Annotated in this window: 13 protein-coding genes; 6 read left to right on the forward strand and 7 right to left on the reverse strand. The window is 70.6% G+C overall.

Going from position 1 to position 16,244, the window contains the following annotated elements:
* Positions 1–58: 58 nt before the first annotated feature.
* Both AC3A3H_RS13475 and AC3A3H_RS13480 read left to right on the forward strand, forming a co-directional pair.
* Positions 59–2,593: a X2-like carbohydrate binding domain-containing protein gene (locus AC3A3H_RS13475; RefSeq protein WP_487615056.1), complete on the forward strand. Its 2,535-nt coding sequence runs from the start codon at positions 59–61 to the stop codon at positions 2,591–2,593.
* Positions 2,594–2,678: 85 nt separating this feature from the next.
* Positions 2,679–3,599 carry an acetylxylan esterase gene (locus tag AC3A3H_RS13480; protein ID WP_487615057.1) on the forward strand — a complete coding sequence of 307 codons (921 nt, stop codon included), beginning with the start codon at positions 2,679–2,681 and terminating at the stop codon, positions 3,597–3,599.
* A gap of 13 nt (positions 3,600–3,612) precedes the next feature.
* Here AC3A3H_RS13480 and AC3A3H_RS13485 read toward each other — a convergent pair whose 3' ends face one another.
* The gene (locus AC3A3H_RS13485) at positions 3,613–4,806 is read right to left on the reverse strand and encodes an ROK family transcriptional regulator (protein ID WP_487615058.1); all 1,194 of its coding nucleotides are present in this window, start codon (positions 4,804–4,806) and stop codon (positions 3,613–3,615) included.
* A 260-nt stretch (positions 4,807–5,066) separates the two neighbouring features.
* Between AC3A3H_RS13485 and AC3A3H_RS13490 the strand changes: the two genes are divergently transcribed.
* The 3 genes from AC3A3H_RS13490 (at position 5,067) to AC3A3H_RS13500 (ending at position 8,795) form a co-directional block, all read left to right on the forward strand.
* Positions 5,067–6,068, forward strand: a complete 1,002-nt coding sequence (locus AC3A3H_RS13490; protein ID WP_487615059.1) for an ABC transporter permease — start codon at positions 5,067–5,069, stop codon at positions 6,066–6,068.
* Complete coding sequence (locus AC3A3H_RS13495) at positions 6,062–7,012, forward strand: carbohydrate ABC transporter permease (RefSeq protein ID WP_487615060.1); 951 nt, start codon at positions 6,062–6,064, stop codon at positions 7,010–7,012. The genes AC3A3H_RS13490 and AC3A3H_RS13495 overlap by 7 nt, the downstream gene beginning before the upstream one ends.
* A gap of 97 nt (positions 7,013–7,109) precedes the next feature.
* Complete coding sequence (locus tag AC3A3H_RS13500; protein ID WP_487615061.1) at positions 7,110–8,795, forward strand: type 2 periplasmic-binding domain-containing protein; 1,686 nt, start codon at positions 7,110–7,112, stop codon at positions 8,793–8,795.
* Between the two features lie 63 nt (positions 8,796–8,858).
* On the opposite strand, the gene AC3A3H_RS13505 is transcribed toward AC3A3H_RS13500, so the two are convergent.
* The 5 genes from AC3A3H_RS13505 to AC3A3H_RS13525 all read right to left on the reverse strand — a co-directional run bounded on the left by AC3A3H_RS13505 (position 8,859) and on the right by AC3A3H_RS13525 (position 14,633).
* A complete protein-coding gene (locus AC3A3H_RS13505; protein ID WP_487615062.1) occupies positions 8,859–11,261 on the reverse strand; it encodes a glycosyl hydrolase family 95 catalytic domain-containing protein in 2,403 nt (800 codons plus the stop codon).
* An 83-nt stretch (positions 11,262–11,344) separates the two neighbouring features.
* Positions 11,345–11,902: a CGNR zinc finger domain-containing protein gene (locus AC3A3H_RS13510; protein ID WP_487615063.1), complete on the reverse strand. Its 558-nt coding sequence runs from the start codon at positions 11,900–11,902 to the stop codon at positions 11,345–11,347.
* Positions 11,899–12,759, reverse strand: a complete 861-nt coding sequence (locus tag AC3A3H_RS13515; protein ID WP_487615064.1) for an MBL fold metallo-hydrolase — start codon at positions 12,757–12,759, stop codon at positions 11,899–11,901. Before AC3A3H_RS13515 ends, AC3A3H_RS13510 begins: the two co-directional genes overlap by 4 nt.
* A 144-nt stretch (positions 12,760–12,903) precedes the next feature.
* Positions 12,904–13,749, reverse strand: a complete 846-nt coding sequence (locus tag AC3A3H_RS13520; RefSeq protein WP_487615065.1) for an alpha/beta fold hydrolase — start codon at positions 13,747–13,749, stop codon at positions 12,904–12,906.
* A 50-nt stretch (positions 13,750–13,799) separates the two neighbouring features.
* The gene (locus AC3A3H_RS13525) at positions 13,800–14,633 is read right to left on the reverse strand and encodes an alpha/beta fold hydrolase (RefSeq protein ID WP_487615066.1); all 834 of its coding nucleotides are present in this window, start codon (positions 14,631–14,633) and stop codon (positions 13,800–13,802) included.
* A 178-nt stretch (positions 14,634–14,811) separates the two neighbouring features.
* Between AC3A3H_RS13525 and AC3A3H_RS13530 the strand changes: the two genes are divergently transcribed.
* Positions 14,812–15,393 (forward strand): TetR/AcrR family transcriptional regulator, encoded by a 582-nt coding sequence (locus AC3A3H_RS13530; RefSeq protein WP_487615067.1) that lies wholly within the window; start codon positions 14,812–14,814, stop codon positions 15,391–15,393.
* Here AC3A3H_RS13530 and AC3A3H_RS13535 read toward each other — a convergent pair.
* Positions 15,390–16,244: heterodisulfide reductase-related iron-sulfur binding cluster (locus tag AC3A3H_RS13535; protein ID WP_487615068.1), on the reverse strand; the 855-nt coding region annotated here is incomplete at its 5' end. The two genes, AC3A3H_RS13530 and AC3A3H_RS13535, sit on opposite strands and share 4 nt — an antisense overlap.

Raw genomic sequence — 16,244 nt, forward strand, 5'->3', positions numbered from 1 at the left:
CGCCGCGGGGCAACAAAGAGAGGGAACGATGACACGACACATGAGGGCCGGACGATCCGTGGGGATCGTCAGTGCCGTCGCGGTGGCGATCGGCCTCCTGGCCGCCGCCCCCGTGACGGCCTCGGCGAACACCCCGACGCCCACGCCGACCGCGTCGGCGACCGCGAGCGCGCCGCCGACAGCGACACCGACAGCGACACCGGCCGCGACCGCGGGGACGCCGACGCCGGCCGCCACCCCGGCCCCGAAGGCGACCTCCGTCCCCGTGCCCGACCCGATCCAGCCGGCCGCCTCCACGGCGGACCCCTGGGCGGTCCGTCCCTACATGGGATGGAGCAGCTACAGCATGCAGGTCTACAGCGGCGACTCGAAGTGGATCACCGGTGCGCAGATCATGGCGCAGTCGGACGCGATGCGCGCGAAGCTGAAGAAGGCCGGGTACGACCACATCAACGTCGACGCCGGCTGGAACGACGGCGTCGACGCGAACGGCCGCCCGGTGCCGAGCGCCACGCTGTACCCGCAGGGCTTCCAGACCGTGATCGACCACGTGCACGCCAACGGGCAGAAGTTCGGGGTGTACATGATCCCCGGCATCTCGCCCGCCGTGTACAACGCCGGCCTCCCGATCGCGGGTGCGCCCGGCTGCAGCACGCACGACATCGTGAAGCAGCCCGTGCAGGCCTCCGACTACTGGAAGATCGGCTACGCGATCGACTTCTCGAACCCGTGCTCGCAGAAGTACATCGACTCGATCGCCGACCTGCTCGCGAAGTGGGGCGTCGATTTCGTCAAGTTCGACAGCGTCACGCCGGGCTCGGGCATCACCGACCTGTCCGTCGACGCGCGAGGCGACGTCTCGGCCTGGTCGACGGCGCTGAAGGCGCACAAGATCTGGTTCGAGCTCTCCTGGGCGCTCGACCCGAAGTACGCCGACTACTGGCGCTCCAAGGCCGACGGCTGGCGGGTCGACTGGGACGTGGAGTGCTACTGCCAGGGCGTCGCGCTCACCAAGTGGGACAACATCGCGCGGCTCTTCCCCGACGTCGCCACCTGGTGGCGCAACGGCGGCGACGGAGGCTGGAACGACCTGGACTCCCTCGATATCGGCAACGGCAAGATGGACGGTCTCACCCGCGACGAGCGGCAGACCGCGATGACCCTGTGGGCCATGTCGGCGGCGCCGCTGTCGACCGGGAACGACCTGACGAACCTCGACTCGTACGGTCTCAGCCTGCTCACCAACCCCGAGGTGATCGCCGTCGACCAGGCCGGGACGCCGGCCCGGCCCGTCTCGACGTCGACGCCGCGGCAGGTCTGGTACACGCTCGAGCCCGACGGCAGCTACGCGGTCGCCCTGTTCAACCTCGGGCAGACCGAGAGCGACATCACCGCGAACTGGTCGGACCTCGGCCTGACCGGCCGCGCTACGGTGCGCGACCTGTGGAGCCACAAGGAGCTGGGCCGGTCGGCGAAGTCCTTCACGGCGTCCGACATCCCGGTCCACGGCGTGCGGCTGCTGAAGGTGACACCGGAGCGCGGCACGACCGTCGCGGTCAACGACGACGCCCTGCGGGTCCGCTACGGCGGCGACTGGGCGCGCAACGGCGGCAACGAGGTCGCGGCCGCGTCGCAGGGGCTGGGAGTGACCGTCACCGACACGGGGACGCCCGCTCCGCCGTCCACCTCCGGCCCGGACCGGACGATCACGGTCGACGACACCGACCAGGCGATCGCGTACACCGGCACGTGGAACAACAGCGCGGGCCGCGGCCTCGGCGACTACCAGGACGGCGTGCACTGGACGGAGCATGCCGGCGACTCGTTCTCGTACTCCTTCACAGGGACGGGCATCTCGTACCTCACCGAGATCGACTCCTCGGAGGGCGACGCCGATGTCTACATCGACGGCAGCTTCGTCAAGACGGTCAACGCGTCCAGCGATGCCAGCCATCCGCACGTGCCGCAGCAGGCCGTGTTCTCCACGACCGGCCTCACCGACGGTCAGCACACGCTGAAGGTCGTCATGAAGTCCGGGCAGTTCATGCTGCTCGACCGCCTCGATGTGGTGCAGGCCGGCCTGTTCGATCCCGCGACCGTGTCGTTCGACGACAAGGCCCCGGCGGCCGCGACGTTCACGCTGCTGCGCGACCCGGGTGAGCTCGCCGGGATCTCGTACCAGGGCGCCGCGCTGAAGAAGGGGACCGACTTCACGCTGAACGGCGCGGTCGTGACGCTGAACGCCTCGTTCCTGGCGACGCTGCCGGTCGGATCGGACACGATCGACGTGGCCTTCCGCGGCGACGCGCTGGACGACGTCCACGCGACGACGGCGAACGGCGCCTCGGTGTCGTACACGTTCGACGGCACGGGAGTCGACTGGATCACGGCGACCGGACCGGACCAGGGACTGGTGGACATCTACATCGACGGCAAGCGCGTGAAGCGCGTCGACACGTCGAGCGATTCGCGCCGCACCCAGCAGCTGGTGTTCAGCACCTCCGGGCTCGCCGGCGGGCGGCACACCTTCATGGCTGTGAAAGCCTCCGGAAGTGTGATGCGATCGGATCTCATCCGCTACACCGTCCGGTGAACGACGGGCGGGCCGGGGCGCAGCGCTCCGGCCCGCCTGCCGCACCGGAATGCGGAAGAATCGACATCCAGAAGAGAGGACCCCGATGCCCGACGCCTCGCCGCTCGGCGACCGGCCGCTGCCCACCCCGGAGGACTACCGGACGTACTGGGCGGAGGCCCTCGACGAAGCCCGCTCGCATCCCCTCGCATTCACGAGCGCCGCCGTGGACACCGGGCTCGCGACGATCGAGGTGCGTGACGTCGGCTTCGCCGGCGCGGACGGCCGGCTCGTGACGGGCTGGCTGCGGCTGCCGCGCGAGCGCACCGGTCCGCTGCCCGCCGTGGTCCACGCGAACGGCTACGGCGCCGGGCGGCTCGATCCGATCGACGACCTGACCTGGTCGTCGGCCGGGTATGCGCACCTGATCGTGAACACCCACCGGCAGGGCGGCGGCAGCATCGGGCACCTGCTGGAGAACATCCTGGAGCCCCGGCGGTACTACTACCGCGGGGTCTTCGTGGACGCGGCACGCGCGGTGGACGCCGTGCGGAGGCTGCCCGAGGTCGATCCGGCGCGCGTGGCGATGATCGGGAACAGCCAGGGCGGCGGGATCGCGCTCGGCGTCGGCGCGCTGGTGCCGGATCTCGTGGCCGTGCTCGCCCAGTCGCCCTTCCTGACCGATGCGCCGACCGCTCTGCGGCTCGCCACGTCCGGGCCGTGGGTCGAACTGCGCGGGTACCTCGCCGAGCATCCGGAGCATGCCGGGCGGGTCGCGCAGACTTTGAGCTACGTCGACGGCGTCAGCTCGGCGCGGAACGCGACCGCCCCGGGGTGGATCAGCGCCGGGCTCGCCGACGGCATCTGCCCGCCGGAGACCGCGGCAGCGGCCGCTGCGGCCTATGCCGGGCCCGTCCGCTACCGCGAATGGCCGGGCGCCGGGCACGAGGCCGGCGGCACCGCCGACCGGGTCGGGGCGCTCGCCGTGCTGCGCGACCGGTTCGCCGGCGTGCCGGCGCCGAGCTGAGGCGCGCGCCGGGTCAGTCCACCGGCGACGCGGGGGAGACGTCGATCGCTGCGCGTAGAGCGGAGACCGCGGCGCCGCGCGCCCAGTCGGTGAACGTGTGACGCCGGACGACCAGGCGGCAGTTGGCGGCGGCGCCGAAGGCGTGCGCGAGGAACTCCTCGCGGAACCGGCGCTCGTAGAGGTCGTAGTCCATCACCCCTTCGCCCGCGATGACGACGACCTCCGGCCCGAACAGGTTCACGGTCGCCGCCACGGCCGCGCCGATCGCGGTCCCGGCGCGTTCGAACGCGTCGACGGCGCTCCGATCGCCCTCGTGCGCGAGGCGGATGGCATCCGGGAGCGTCAGCTCCGGATCGTGATGCGCCCGGCGGACCGCGTCGCGGATGGCGTTCGACGAGGCGACCGCCTCGACGCACCCGCGGCGACCGCAGACGCAGACGGCGTCCGACGACGCGAGCGGCAGGTGGCCGATCTCGCCGGCGACCCCGTGGGCGCCGACGACGACATCGCCGTTGACGTAGATGCCGCAGCCGATCCCGGCTCCGATGGTGATGATCGCGAACGACTCCGCGTCGCTCCCGACGCCGAACCAGTGCTCGGCCTTCGCGAGCGCTCGCACGTCGTTCTCCACGGTGATCGGCAGCCCCAGCTGCTCGGCGAGCCGGCTGCCGAGCGGGACCCGGTTCCAGTCGAGCAGCGGCGAGTCCCGGACGGTCCCGGTGCTGGTGTCGATGTCGCCGGAGACCGAGACGCCGATGCCGGCCAGGCACTCCGCCTCGTCGCCGAGCTGGTCGATCAGCGTGGTCACCGATTCGACGATCGCCGCGATGGTGCTGTCCGGGTCGTGGCTCTTGAGCCGCCGGCGGGTCGAGCCGAGCACTTCGTTGCCCAGGCTGACCGTGACGGCGAAGATCTCGTCCGCGTTGACCTTGACGCCGATGGCGAGCATCGACCGCGGGACCACGCTCAGCGGGCGGACGGGGCGGCCGGGGAACGCGTGCTCCGCGTGCTCGCCCACGGTGACGTAGCCGCTCTCGATGAGCGGGCGCACGGTCTTGGTTACCTTCGCCTGCGAGAGCCCGGTCAGGCGCCCGATCTCGAGCCGGCTCACGGGGCCGTGCATGATGATCCGCGTGAAGATGTCGACCGACGTCGCCGTGCCCAGTTCAGGCCGGCGTGCGACGCTTTCGGGCAGGGTAGTGGTCACCCCTTCAGCGTAACGCATCGGCCTATCTTCTTTCTGTCGTGTCCTAACCGGATTGCCTGCGAGCGTAGTGTTGGCAAGGGTTATCGCGACGAGGAGCTTCCGTCTCCGACGGCTTCGTCATAATTATTTGACAACGGCAAAGAAATAGGCTTTGCTTTAGGCAATCCGAGCCGGACGACCTCCCGGCCAGAGGCGCGGATTCGAATCGTGATCTGTTGGGAGTCTTCGATGACGAAGTTGAGACAGCGGACGGAATGCGCATGACAGCCGCACCACCCGTGATGACAGCCGCGCCGCCCGTGCGGACGCCGGAGGCGGCTTCGGCGCCCCGGACGCCCCGCCGCCGCAGGACCCTCGGCCAGCGCTGGCGGATCGCACTGCGACGGCACTGGCAGCTCTACCTGCTGACCATCCTGCCGCTGGCGTACTTCGTGATCTTCAAGTACGTGCCCATTTCCAACGCGGTCATCGCCTTCAAGGACTACAGCCCGGTGCTCGGCGTCTGGGGGAGCCCGTGGGTCGGCTGGACGAACTTCGAGATGATGCTCCAGAACCCGGAGTTCCCGAACCTCATCAGGAACACGCTGCTCCTCTCGGGCTACGCGGTGCTGGCGAGCTTCCCGGTCCCGATCATCCTCGCCCTCGCGCTCAACGAGGTCCGGCACCGCTGGTTCCAGAAGACCGTCCAGATGGTCACCTACGCGCCCTACTTCATCTCGACCGTCGTCGTGGTCTCGATGCTGATCCTGATGATGGCGCCCCGGCTGGGCGTCATCAGCCAGGTGTTCGGCTTCTTCGGCGTGCCGGCGCCCGACTTCCTGGGCGACCCGGACTACTTCCGGCACATCTACGTGTTGTCCGATGTCTGGCAGACCGCGGGCTACTCCGCCGTGATCTACATGGCGGCGCTCTCCGGGATCGACCCGTCGCTCTACGAGGCGGCCCGCGTGGACGGCGCCTCCCGGCTCCGCAAGATCTGGCACGTCGACATCCCCGGCATCATGCCGACGGCGATGATCGTGCTGATCCTGAGCGTCGGCAACATCATGACGATCGGGTTCGAGAAGGTCTACCTGCTGCAGAACCCGCTCAACCTCGGCCAGTCCGAGATCATCGCGACCTACGTCTACAAGCTGGGCATCCTGAACGCCGACTTCGGCACGGCGACGGCCGTCGGCTTGTTCAACTCCGTCGTCAACGTCGCCCTGCTGCTCGCCGTCAACTGGGTGGCGCGCCGTCTGACCGGGAGCGGACTGTGGTAGCCGTCGATCGCCCCGCCGAGCGCGGGCGGGTCCGGCTCACGACGGCCCGCAGGAAGCCCCGCCGGATCCGGGAGTCGCCCTCCGACCGGGCCCTCCTGATCGTCATCTACCTCGGGCTGACCTTGGGCGTCCTGGTCGTGGTCCTGCCGCTGCTGTTCATCCTCGCCAGCTCCTTCTCGTCGCCGCACGCCGTGACGGCCGGCGAGGTGTTCCTCTGGCCCGTGGACTTCACGCTCAAGGGCTACCAGACGGTGCTGTCCGACCCGCAGGTCCTGCTGGGCTACGCCAACTCGCTGTTCTACATGATCGCCGGGACGCTGATCAGCACCACGCTGACGGTCTGCATCGCGTGGCCGCTCTCGCGCCGGACGTTCATGGGACGCAACGTGATCATGTCGGCCCTGCTGTTCACCATGCTGTTCAGCGGCGGCCTGATCCCGACCTACATGGTCGTCCAGCACCTCGGGCTGCTCGACACCCGCTGGGCGCTGCTGCTGCCGCAGGCGGTCGCGGTCTGGCAGGTCATCATCGCCCGGACCTTCTTCCGCTCGGCGATACCCGAGGAGCTCGTCGAGGCCGCATCACTCGACGGCGCGGGCGACCTGCGCTTCCTCTGGACCGTCGTGCTGCCGCTCTCGAAGCCGCTGATCGCCGTCATCGCGCTGATGTACGCGATCGGCCAGTGGAACGGCTACTTCGACGCGCTGCTGTATCTGAAGAGCTCCGACCTGTTCCCGTTGCAGCTCGTGCTGCGCAACATCCTCGTGCTCAACGCGACGAACGGCGGGACGAACGATCTGGCCGCCCAGGCGCAGAACCAGGAGCTCGTCAACCTGCTCAAGTACGCGCTCATCGTCATCACGAGCGTGCCCGTGCTGATCATCTACCCGTTCGTCGCGCGCTACTTCAACAAGGGAGTGCTCATCGGGTCCGTCAAGGGCTGACCCCGCCCGGGCACCTCCGCCATCACCCGCACCACCGCACCTCCCGCACCTCAGCACCTCCCCTCACGCAACCCCTTTCCAAAGGAGGAAAGACCGAATGTTGTCCACCACTCTCAGCACGACCGGCCGGCGCCGCCGGCTGACGCGTGCGCTCACTGTCGCGGTGAGCGGCGCCGCGTTGTTCGCCGTCACCGCCTGCACCAGCGCCCCGACGTCGAGCGCCGACGACAAGATCGGCGGAACGGCCCACCTGAGCGTCTTCGCCCAGCAGGGCACCGGCCAGGACCTCGCCACGAACGCCTTCACCAAGGAGGTCGCCAAGAAGTTCAACATCGACTTCAGCTGGCAGACCACGACGCAGGACTCGTCGGTGGCGCCGGAGAAGCGGCAGACCCTGATGGCCAGCGGCGACTACCCGGACATGTTCCTGCTCATCCCGTGGGTGGACCAGTTCAACCAGGTGGATGTGGAGAAGCTGGCGCAGCAGGGCGTGGCCGTGCCGCTGAACGACCTCATCAAGCAGTACGCGCCCGACATCCAGAAGGTGCTCGACACCAACGCGGACTACAAGGCGATGGCCACCTCCCCCGACGGCAAGATCTACGGGCTCCCGCAGCTGGCCGAGACGCTGCACATCCAGTACCCGTCCAAGCTGTGGCTGAACACCGACTGGCTCAAGAAGCTCGGCCTGTCGATGCCCAAGACGACGGCGGACATGACCAAGGTCCTCCAGGCCTTCAAGAACGACGACCCCAACGGCGACGGCAAGCAGGACGAGATCCCGCTCAGCGGCGACTCGCACGACACGTTGATCCCGTACTTCATGAACGCCTTCATCTACGACCCGCAGAACCCGGACAAGGGCATCCAGTCCACGACGGTGCTCAACAAGGGCAAGGTCGACATCCAGGCGAACAAGGACGGCTGGCGGCAGGGGCTCAAGTACATCAAGTCGCTGTGGGATGCCGGACTGATCGACAAGGGCGCGTTCACGCAGAACCCCGCGGCGCTCGCCCAGGAGGGCAACAACGCCGGACCGGTGCTGCTGGGCAGCGCGAGCGCCCTGCACCCGTACATCTTCGTGAGCCCCGGCGCCAAGGACAGCCGGGACAAGCAGTACGACGCCGTGCCGCCGCTGACCGGCCCGAAGGGCGCGAACTACGCGACCTACGCCTACGGCAGCGTCCCCGGCGCCACGTTCCTGCTGACGAACAAGGCGTCGAAGAACGACCAGGTCGCGGCCATCAAGCTGATCGACTACCTGTTCACGGAGCAGGGGCAGCTCGACGGCAACTTCGGCCCGGAGGGCAAGGGCTGGGCGAAGGCCACGGCAGGTGAGAAGGCGCTCGACCCCGACGTGAAGCCGCTCTTCGAGAACCTCCAGCTCGACCAGGACCAGGCGAACGCCGTGCAGTGGGGCGCCCTCTCGACCTACAACCAGAACGAGGCGTTCCGCGGAGCGCAGGTCGAGCCGACCGACATCTACGACCCGTCCGGCTACGAGCGCCGGCTCTTCGAGGCCACCCAGCTGTACAAGGGCCACGAGGACACCAGCGCGATCTACCCGTCGTGGCGGGTCTGGCCCGACCCGGCCAAGGCCACGCAGGTCGCGACGCAGCAGACGAACATCGACAACTACGTGACCCAGAACGCCCTGGCGTTCATCACCGGTTCGAAGAACATCGACACCGATTGGGACTCGTACGTGAAGGGCTTCGACGGCCTCGGCCTGAAGACCTACCTGAGCACGCTTCAGACGGCGTACGACAAGTCGAAGCAGTAGCCGGCGCCGGCACAGAACTCTGGCCGAGCCCCGCGATGGGGCTCGGCCAGAGTTCTTTTCGCGTCAGAATTCGTCGAGGTCGTGTGCGCGGCCGTCGACCGGGACCACGACGCGCTCGCCGCCGAAGGCGACGGTGACGGTGGGGCCGGCCGCGCCGGTGGCGTCCCTCAGCGTGAGCCGGCTCGGGCGGCCCTGCCGCCAGTCGAGGTCGACGGCCACGCCGCCCCGGGTGCGGACGCCGGTGATCGCGCCGTCCGGCCACTCGGCCGGCAGCGCGGGGAGGAGGCGCAGCGGGTCGTCGGCCGTGCCCGTCCCCGAGCCCACCAGCAGTTCGGCGAGAGCCGCCGTGAAGCCGAAGTCGCCGTCGAGCTGGACAGGCGGGTGCGTCGAGAACAGGTTGGGCAGCAGCCCGCCCCATTCGGAGCCGTCCGCGGGGACGTCGACGTCGGGGTCGGCGGTGTAGGGACGGGTGGCCTCACGGAACAGGGAGAGCGCCGCGTCGCCGTCGCCGAGGCGGGCGCGGAGCGCGATCTTCCACGCCCACGACCAGCCCATCGCCCCGGGGCCGCGGGCGTCGAGCGTCCGCCGGGCCGCGGCCGCGAGCTCCGGAGTCCGCTCGGGGTCGATCTCGTTCAGCGGGAACAGCCCGACGAGGTGGGACAGGTGGCGATGGTGCGGATCCTGCGAGGAGGCCTCCTCGCCCCATTCGCTCACCGTGCCGTCCTCGGCGATGGCGGGCTTCCGGAGCTGCGCCAGCGCCGCGGCCGCCTCCAGAAGCAGCGGGTCGTCCGCGGGCTCGCCGAGCAGGGCCGACGCGGCGAGGGTGCGCTCCAGCGTGACCCGGATCAGGGTGAGATCCATCGTGCTCGACGTGCTGATGGTCCCGGTGGAGCCGTCCGGCCGCCGGAACGAGTTCTCCGGCGAGGTGGACGGCGAGGTGCCGAGCGTGCCGTCCGGCGAGCGCACGAGCCAGTCGAGCGCGAAGCCGCTGGCGCCGCGGAGGATCGGGAGGGTGCGCTCCGCCAGCTCGGCGCGATCGCGGCCGTACTCCCAGCGCTGCCAGAGGTGGTCGCAGAGCCAGAGCCCGCCCATCGGCCAGAAGGCCCACGACGCCGCACCGTGGCCGGCCCCCGCCGGCAGCGCGTACCCCCACGGGTCGGTGTTGTGATGGGCCACCCAGCCGCGCGCGCCGTAGAGCTCGCGGGCGACGCCCTCGCCGGTGCGGGAGAGCCGCGCGATCAGGTCGAGCAGCGGGGTGTGCTGCTCGCCGAGTCCGGTGCGCTCCGCGAGCCAGTAGTTCATCTCGGTGTTGATGTTGATCGTGTAGTTCGAGGACCAGGCCGGCCGCATCGACGCGTTCCAGATGCCCTGCAGGTTCGCCGGCGGGGAGCCCGCGCGGGACGACGAGAACAGCAGATAGCGCCCGAACGCGTACAGAACGCCCGCGAGCGCGCGGTCGTCGCCCGACGACAGCAGCGCGGCCACGTCGACGGGGGCCGCGCCGGCAGTCCCGACGACGAGACGTGAACCGCCGAGCGTCGCGGCCGCCGCAGCGACATGGCGCAGGCGCAACGCCCCCGCCGGCTCTTCCGCGAGCCGGCCGGCGCGGCTGCGGGCGGCGTCGTGCAGGGCGTCCCTGCCCAGCGCGGCGCGGTCCTGCCACCACCGCCGGGCGTTGGTCTCCGTGGTGACGGCGATGAGGATGTGCCGGGCCCCGGCGACGCGGAGGGCGTCGCCGGCCGCCGTGGTGGAGCCGTCGGCGTGCACCGCGACGGCGACGGCGGCGATCGGGTCGAAGGATCGCGTGGCCGGATCGCTGTCGTCCCAGCGGTGCGCCGTCGCAGCGGGCTCGTGCGCCGGTGCGCCGTCGACGGGGGATTCGAGCAGGGCGCTCAGGACGGATCCGTCCGCGGCGCGGCCGATCGTTCGGAGCGACGACTGGAACCGGGCGACCAGATCCAGCGGCTCGTCCGCAGTCAGTTCGACGAAGAGGGCGTCGTCGGTGGCGGAGGCCCAGGTGACGCGGCGGACCGGGATCCCGCCGGAGCCGAAGCGCTCCGTGAGCACGGCGGACTCCAGGTCGAGCACGCGCTCGTACCCGTCGTCGTCGATGCGGCCCAGGTCGAGGTCCAGGTCGCCGAGCGGGAGGAACTCCTGACTCCACGGGCCTTCGAAGGTGCGCAGCAGCGCCTCGGCGCGCTCCTCGTCGCGGTGCGCCACCGCCTCGCGCACGTCGGCCAGCCGCTGCGGCCCCGCCCCGGCGGCCACGACCGACCGCAGCGCCGCGTCCGGGGTGTCCGGCGTCCCCGACCACACCGAGGAGTCGTTGAGTGCGAGCCGCCCGCGGGCGTCACCGAAGACCATCGCCCCGATCGTGCCGTTGCCGACGGGAGTCGACTCCGTCCAGTGGCGTGCGGGGGAGTCCCAGCGGAGTCGGAGGGGCGTGGGCGAAGGCTGATCGGTCATGGCCATCCTGAGCGGTCGACAGTGTTCTCACGACGCCGTGGTCCGGCCCGCATCAGCCAGCGTAGAGCAGTTTTTTTTCTACATCAATTAATTGAGGCGGCGCTGCGCTCCCGGTGTGCGCGGACCCGTGCCGCGTTGCCGCAGGTCTCCGAGGAGTGCCAGCGGCCCGCGCCGTTCCTCGACGCGTCGAAGAAGGCCACCCGGCACCGGGGGTTCGCGCACAGCTTCAGCCGTGACAGCTCGCCGCGGGCCTGCGCCTCGACGAGCGCCGAGGCCACGCGCGACTCCAGCGCGTCCACCGGGTCGCTCCCGGACTGCCAGGAGATCCCGCCGGTTCCGATCCGGAGGCGCAGCACCGGCTCCGCGGCCGCCTGCTCGTCCGCATCCGCCCGGTCGTCCGCGTCGCTGCCGAGCGCTGCGCGGACCGCGGCCCGGAGGGAGCGCATCCGCTCGAGGTCGGCGTCGTGCAGCGCCCGCCCATCGCCGCCGGCCGATTCGAGCCAGTGCTGCGCGGCGGGCGCCGAACCGAGCAGGTCCGGCTCCTGGCCGACGCCGACGGTGTTGGCGAGCTGCTGGGCCAGCGCGAGCCCGCCCGGTGCGAGGTTCACGCCGAAGCGCCCGGTGGCTCCGGGCGTCGTCACGAGGTGGCCGCCCTGTTCGCGCCGAGGAGGCCGAGACCGCCGTACCAGAGCGGGCCCGGGTTGCGCCGGTCCGGGTGCCGCCGGGTCATCTCGTCGAAGAACTCCTGCGGCGTCACGTTCTCGGCGAGGAGGGCCACCACATCCTGGAGGTAGCGGCGCGTCTCGCCGATCGCCTCGGGGCTGTCGGGGAGGTCGCGGTTCTTGTGGCCGGCCACGACGTGCCGGGCGTGCAGCCCGTCGATCAGGTCGAGTGCGTCGAGCCAGTGCTGGAACCCGCCGTTGCCGCCCTCCAGCAGATACTGATGGATGCCGTTGTAGACGCTGTCACCGGCGACGACCAGTCCCAGCGACGGCACGTGAAGCACCGTGGTGCTGTCGGTGTCGGTGTGCCCCACCTCGATCGGCAGGAGGTCTTCGCCCTCGAGCTGGAACCCGTCCGGGCCGACCTCCTCGGCGATCACGGGGGTGTCGGGGAGCTGCCCGGGGAAGATGACGTCCCAGAGCTGCTCGCGGCCCACGGTCGCCTGGCTGCGCATCAGCTCGATGGTGCCCGTGGTCGCGTAGAGCTTCGCGGTCGGGAAGCGCCGGATCAGCTCCGGGCCGCCGAACCAGTGGTCGCCGTGGCCGTGCGTCGCGTAGATGTGCGTGAGCGTCTTGCCCGACTGCCGGATCCACTCCGCCACAGCGTCGATCTGCTGCAACGTGAACGGAGGATCGACCAGGACGGCGGACTCCTCGCCGGAGATCAAAGTCGTGCTGAGCGGGTTCCAGAACAGCGGACTCCCGTCCGGCATCCGCAGGTCGCCCGCGCGAGCGGGGCCGTCGGACACGAAGACGTCATAACCGAGCTTTGTCATGGGGTGCTCCTGTGTAATGGTTAATCGGTGTTTAGACATTACAGCAGTGGGCGGGGAGGGATGTCAAGGCAGCAGGTGCGAAGAGGGCCGGACGACAGTCTCGCCCGGCCCCTCTTCGCGCACTCGGCGCACTCTGCGAGCTCCCTACTTGCTGCGAGCCGCCTTCTCGATCACCTGGGTGATCTGGCCGGGCTGCTCGAGCATCGAGAGGTGGTCGGCCTTGACGGTCGTGATCCGGCCGTGGGCGCGGTTCGCCATGGCGACCTGGCCGGCCTGCGGGATGACCTTGTCGTCCGTGCCGATCACGAACCAGCTCGGGATGGTCGCCCAGGCGGGGGCGCCGGTGAGGGTCTCCTGCAGCGCGCCGCCCGCGATGGGGGACTGCGAGGCGCTGAGCACGGCCGCGTCCTGCGCGTCGAGGTGGGAGGCGAAGATGCTGCGGAACTGGTCGCGCTTCACGTACAGGTCCGGGTCGCCGGTGGGCAGGTTCGGGTCCTGGACGGCGTCGAACACGCGGGTCGGGTCGGTGTCGAGCGCCGAGCCGGAGCCGGTGCTGAGGCTCACGACGGACTCGCCCGTGGCCGGCGCGAAGGCGTCGACGTAGACCAGCTGGGTGACCCGCGGGGTGGCGGTCGCGGCGGCGGTGATCACGCTGCCGCCGTAGGAGTGGCCGACCAGCACCACGGGGCCGGTCGTGGCCTGGTTGACGAACGCGGCCACGGAGGCGGCGTCGGTGGAGAGGCCGCGCAGCGGGTTCGGCGCGCTGAGCACGGTGTAGCCGTCCTGCTGGAGGCGCGCGGTGACCGGGGCGAAGCTGGAGGCGTCGGCCCAGGCGCCGTGCACGAGTACGATGGTGGGCTTCGCCGAAGGGGAGCCGGTCGCCGGCGCCGGGGTGGCGGCGGAGGCCGCGGCCGGGATGGCGAGGCCGAGCGTGAGGACGGCGGCCGCCACGATGCCGGCGGTGCGGAGCGTGGTGCGGGTGGTGGACATGGGATTTCCTTTCGAGGCGACGAAGCGCCGGTTGGTGGGTGTGGAGAGGGTCAGCGGGCGAGGAAGGTGAGGAGTGCGGCGTTGAACTGGTCGGCGTGCGAGACGTTGATCCCGTGCGGGCCGCCTTCGATGACGACGAGCTCGCTGCCGGGGATCGACGCGGCGGAGCGGCGGCCGCTGATGCCGAACGGGACGACCTGGTCGGCGTCGCCGTGGATGACGAGCGTCGGCACGGTGAACTTCGCGAGGTCGGCGCGGAAGTCGGTGCGGCCGAAGGCGGACACCCCGGCGAGGGTGGCCCGCGGAGAGGCGATGTCGGCGAGGGCGCGGCCGTAGCGACGCTGGGCCTCGCTGACTGCCAGGCCGTCGGCGGTCGAATAGAAGAGGGTGAGGAAGTGATCGACGAAGTCGGCCCGGTCGGCGGCGATCCCGCGTTCGAAGTGCCCGATCGTCGCGTCGTCGAGGCCGCCCTCCGGGTTGCCCTCGGTGGCGTACAGGAACGGGGTGACGGCGCTGGCGAGGACCGCCTTGGCGACCCGGTCCGTCCCGTAGCTGCCGATGTAGCGGGCGACCGCTCCGCCTCCGGCGGAGAAGCCCACGAGCGTCACGCCCTCCAGGCCGAGGTGCGTGAGCAGGGCGTCGAGGTCGGCGGCGACGGTGTCGAAGTCGTGCCCGTCCCAAGTCGGCGTCGACTGGCCGAAGCCGCGACGGTCGTAGGTGATGGCCTGGTAGCCGGCCGCGACGAGCGCTGCGACCTGCTTCTCCCAGGACCGGCCGTCGAGCGGCCAGCCGTGGATGAGGACGACCGGTGCGCCCGATCCCTGGACCTCGTAGTGGAGCTCGACGGGGGAGCCGTTCTCGGTGCCGACGGTGAGTGTTGACATCTGCTGATCTCGAATCTGTCCCTGGGTTGACCGGATGAGCTGCGAGGAGGGACACCGTCGCGATCCGTTGGGAGAAAGATCGTTCTTTCTGTTACCAGAGCCTGGCGCATGGCGATCGTGATTGTCAACCAAGAAACGAAAGAATTTGAAAGAAAGAACGTTCTGCTATGCTGGCGGGGTGAGTTCCGCAACCGAACCGAAGCAGCGCGTGTCCGAGCCGCGCGACCGCCTGCTGCGCACCGCATCCGAGCTGTTCTACCGAGACGGCATCAACAGCGTCGGCGTCGACCGCATCCTGAGCGAGGCCCAGGTCACCCGCGCCACGTTCTACCGGCACTTCGCGGGCAAGGAAGGACTCGTGGAGGCCTACCTGAATCGGGAGGACGAGACGGTCCGCGGCTACTTCAGCGCGGCCGCGGAGCACGCGACGAGCCCGCAGCACTACCTCGAGATGGCCGTCGCCGGCATCGCCGAGGACGCCCTCCGCTACCACACCCGGGGCTGCCCGTTCATCAACGCCTCCGCGGAGTATCCCGATCCCGACTCGCCCGTGCGGCAACTGGTGCGGACGCACCGGGCGTGGTTCCGCGACGCGCTGGAGGCCGCACTCGCGAATGCCGGTCGACCGGAGGCTGCCGAGCGCGCCCGCACCCTCGTGCTGCTGCGCGACGCGGCGCTCGTCGGCGGCTACCTGGACGGACCGGACGCCGTCACCAGCACCTTCACGAAGGCCGCGCGGGAGGTCGCCGGGCTGGGCTAGACCCCGGCAGACCGCGTCGCCGCCTCGAGCAGTTCGAGGACGTGGCGGTACGGCCGCCCGGTCGCCCGGGCCAGGCCGAGCTCGCAGGTGCGGTTGCAGGAGGCGTGCGCGTCGCTGTCGATGGCGGCGACGGCCGCGGCCTCCGGCGCCGTGGCCGCAGCGGTGAGCTCCGGGTGCAGCATCCCGCGGTCGCCCGCGAAGCCGCAGCAGCCCCAGTCCTGCGGGACGACGACCGACGTCGCGACGGCGGAGCCGATCGCGAGGAGGTCGTCGTCGATGCCGAGCTGGTGCGACGAGCAGGTGGGGTGCAGGGTGAGCGTGTCGATCGTCACCTCCGGCCGGAGGCGCGGCAGCAGCTCGCGCCGCGCGAAGGTGAGGGCGTCCTCGACGCGGAACCCTTCCGCGGACAGCAGCGCCGCGAATCCCTCGGTGCAGCTCGTCGCGTCGCTGATCACCGGGATGTCGCGGTCGCCGACCGCGTCGCGGACGAGCTCGACGACGCGGCGGCCCATCGCCTCGCGACCGCCGGCGAAGCCCTTCGACGACCACGGGGTCCCGCAGCAGACCGACTCGATCCCCCGCGGCACCAGCACGTGCAGTCCGGCCCGCGCGATCAGGCGGGAGAGCGCGGTCGTGACGCCGACCGCCTCGCCGTTCGCGTCCTCCGGCGCTCCGAACATGCTGTTGACGCACGCCGGGAGGTACACGGCGGCGACGGGGCCATCGCCGGGCTCCCACCCGGACAGCCGGCGCCGGGCGGGGCCGCCGGCGGGCAGCTCGCGCGAGTACCGCGGCACGGTGTCCGCACCCAGGACCGCGCGCGCGACGTCCGTCGCGGCCGTCGTCAGGCC

Source organism: Leifsonia sp. Soil_N53 (assembly GCF_057655165.1).

Coding starts and splice junctions, on each gene's coding strand:
- AC3A3H_RS13490 (WP_487615059.1), top strand. CDS start 5,067: ATGACAGCCGCACCACCCGTGATGACAGCCGCGCCGCCCGTGCGGACG.
- AC3A3H_RS13505 (WP_487615062.1), bottom strand. CDS start 11,261: ATGACCGATCAGCCTTCGCCCACGCCCCTCCGACTCCGCTGGGACTCC.
- AC3A3H_RS13515 (WP_487615064.1), bottom strand. CDS start 12,759: ATGACAAAGCTCGGTTATGACGTCTTCGTGTCCGACGGCCCCGCTCGC.
- AC3A3H_RS13520 (WP_487615065.1), bottom strand. CDS start 13,749: ATGTCCACCACCCGCACCACGCTCCGCACCGCCGGCATCGTGGCGGCC.
- AC3A3H_RS13525 (WP_487615066.1), bottom strand. CDS start 14,633: ATGTCAACACTCACCGTCGGCACCGAGAACGGCTCCCCCGTCGAGCTC.
- AC3A3H_RS13480 (WP_487615057.1), top strand. CDS start 2,679: ATGCCCGACGCCTCGCCGCTCGGCGACCGGCCGCTGCCCACCCCGGAG.
- AC3A3H_RS13500 (WP_487615061.1), top strand. CDS start 7,110: ATGTTGTCCACCACTCTCAGCACGACCGGCCGGCGCCGCCGGCTGACG.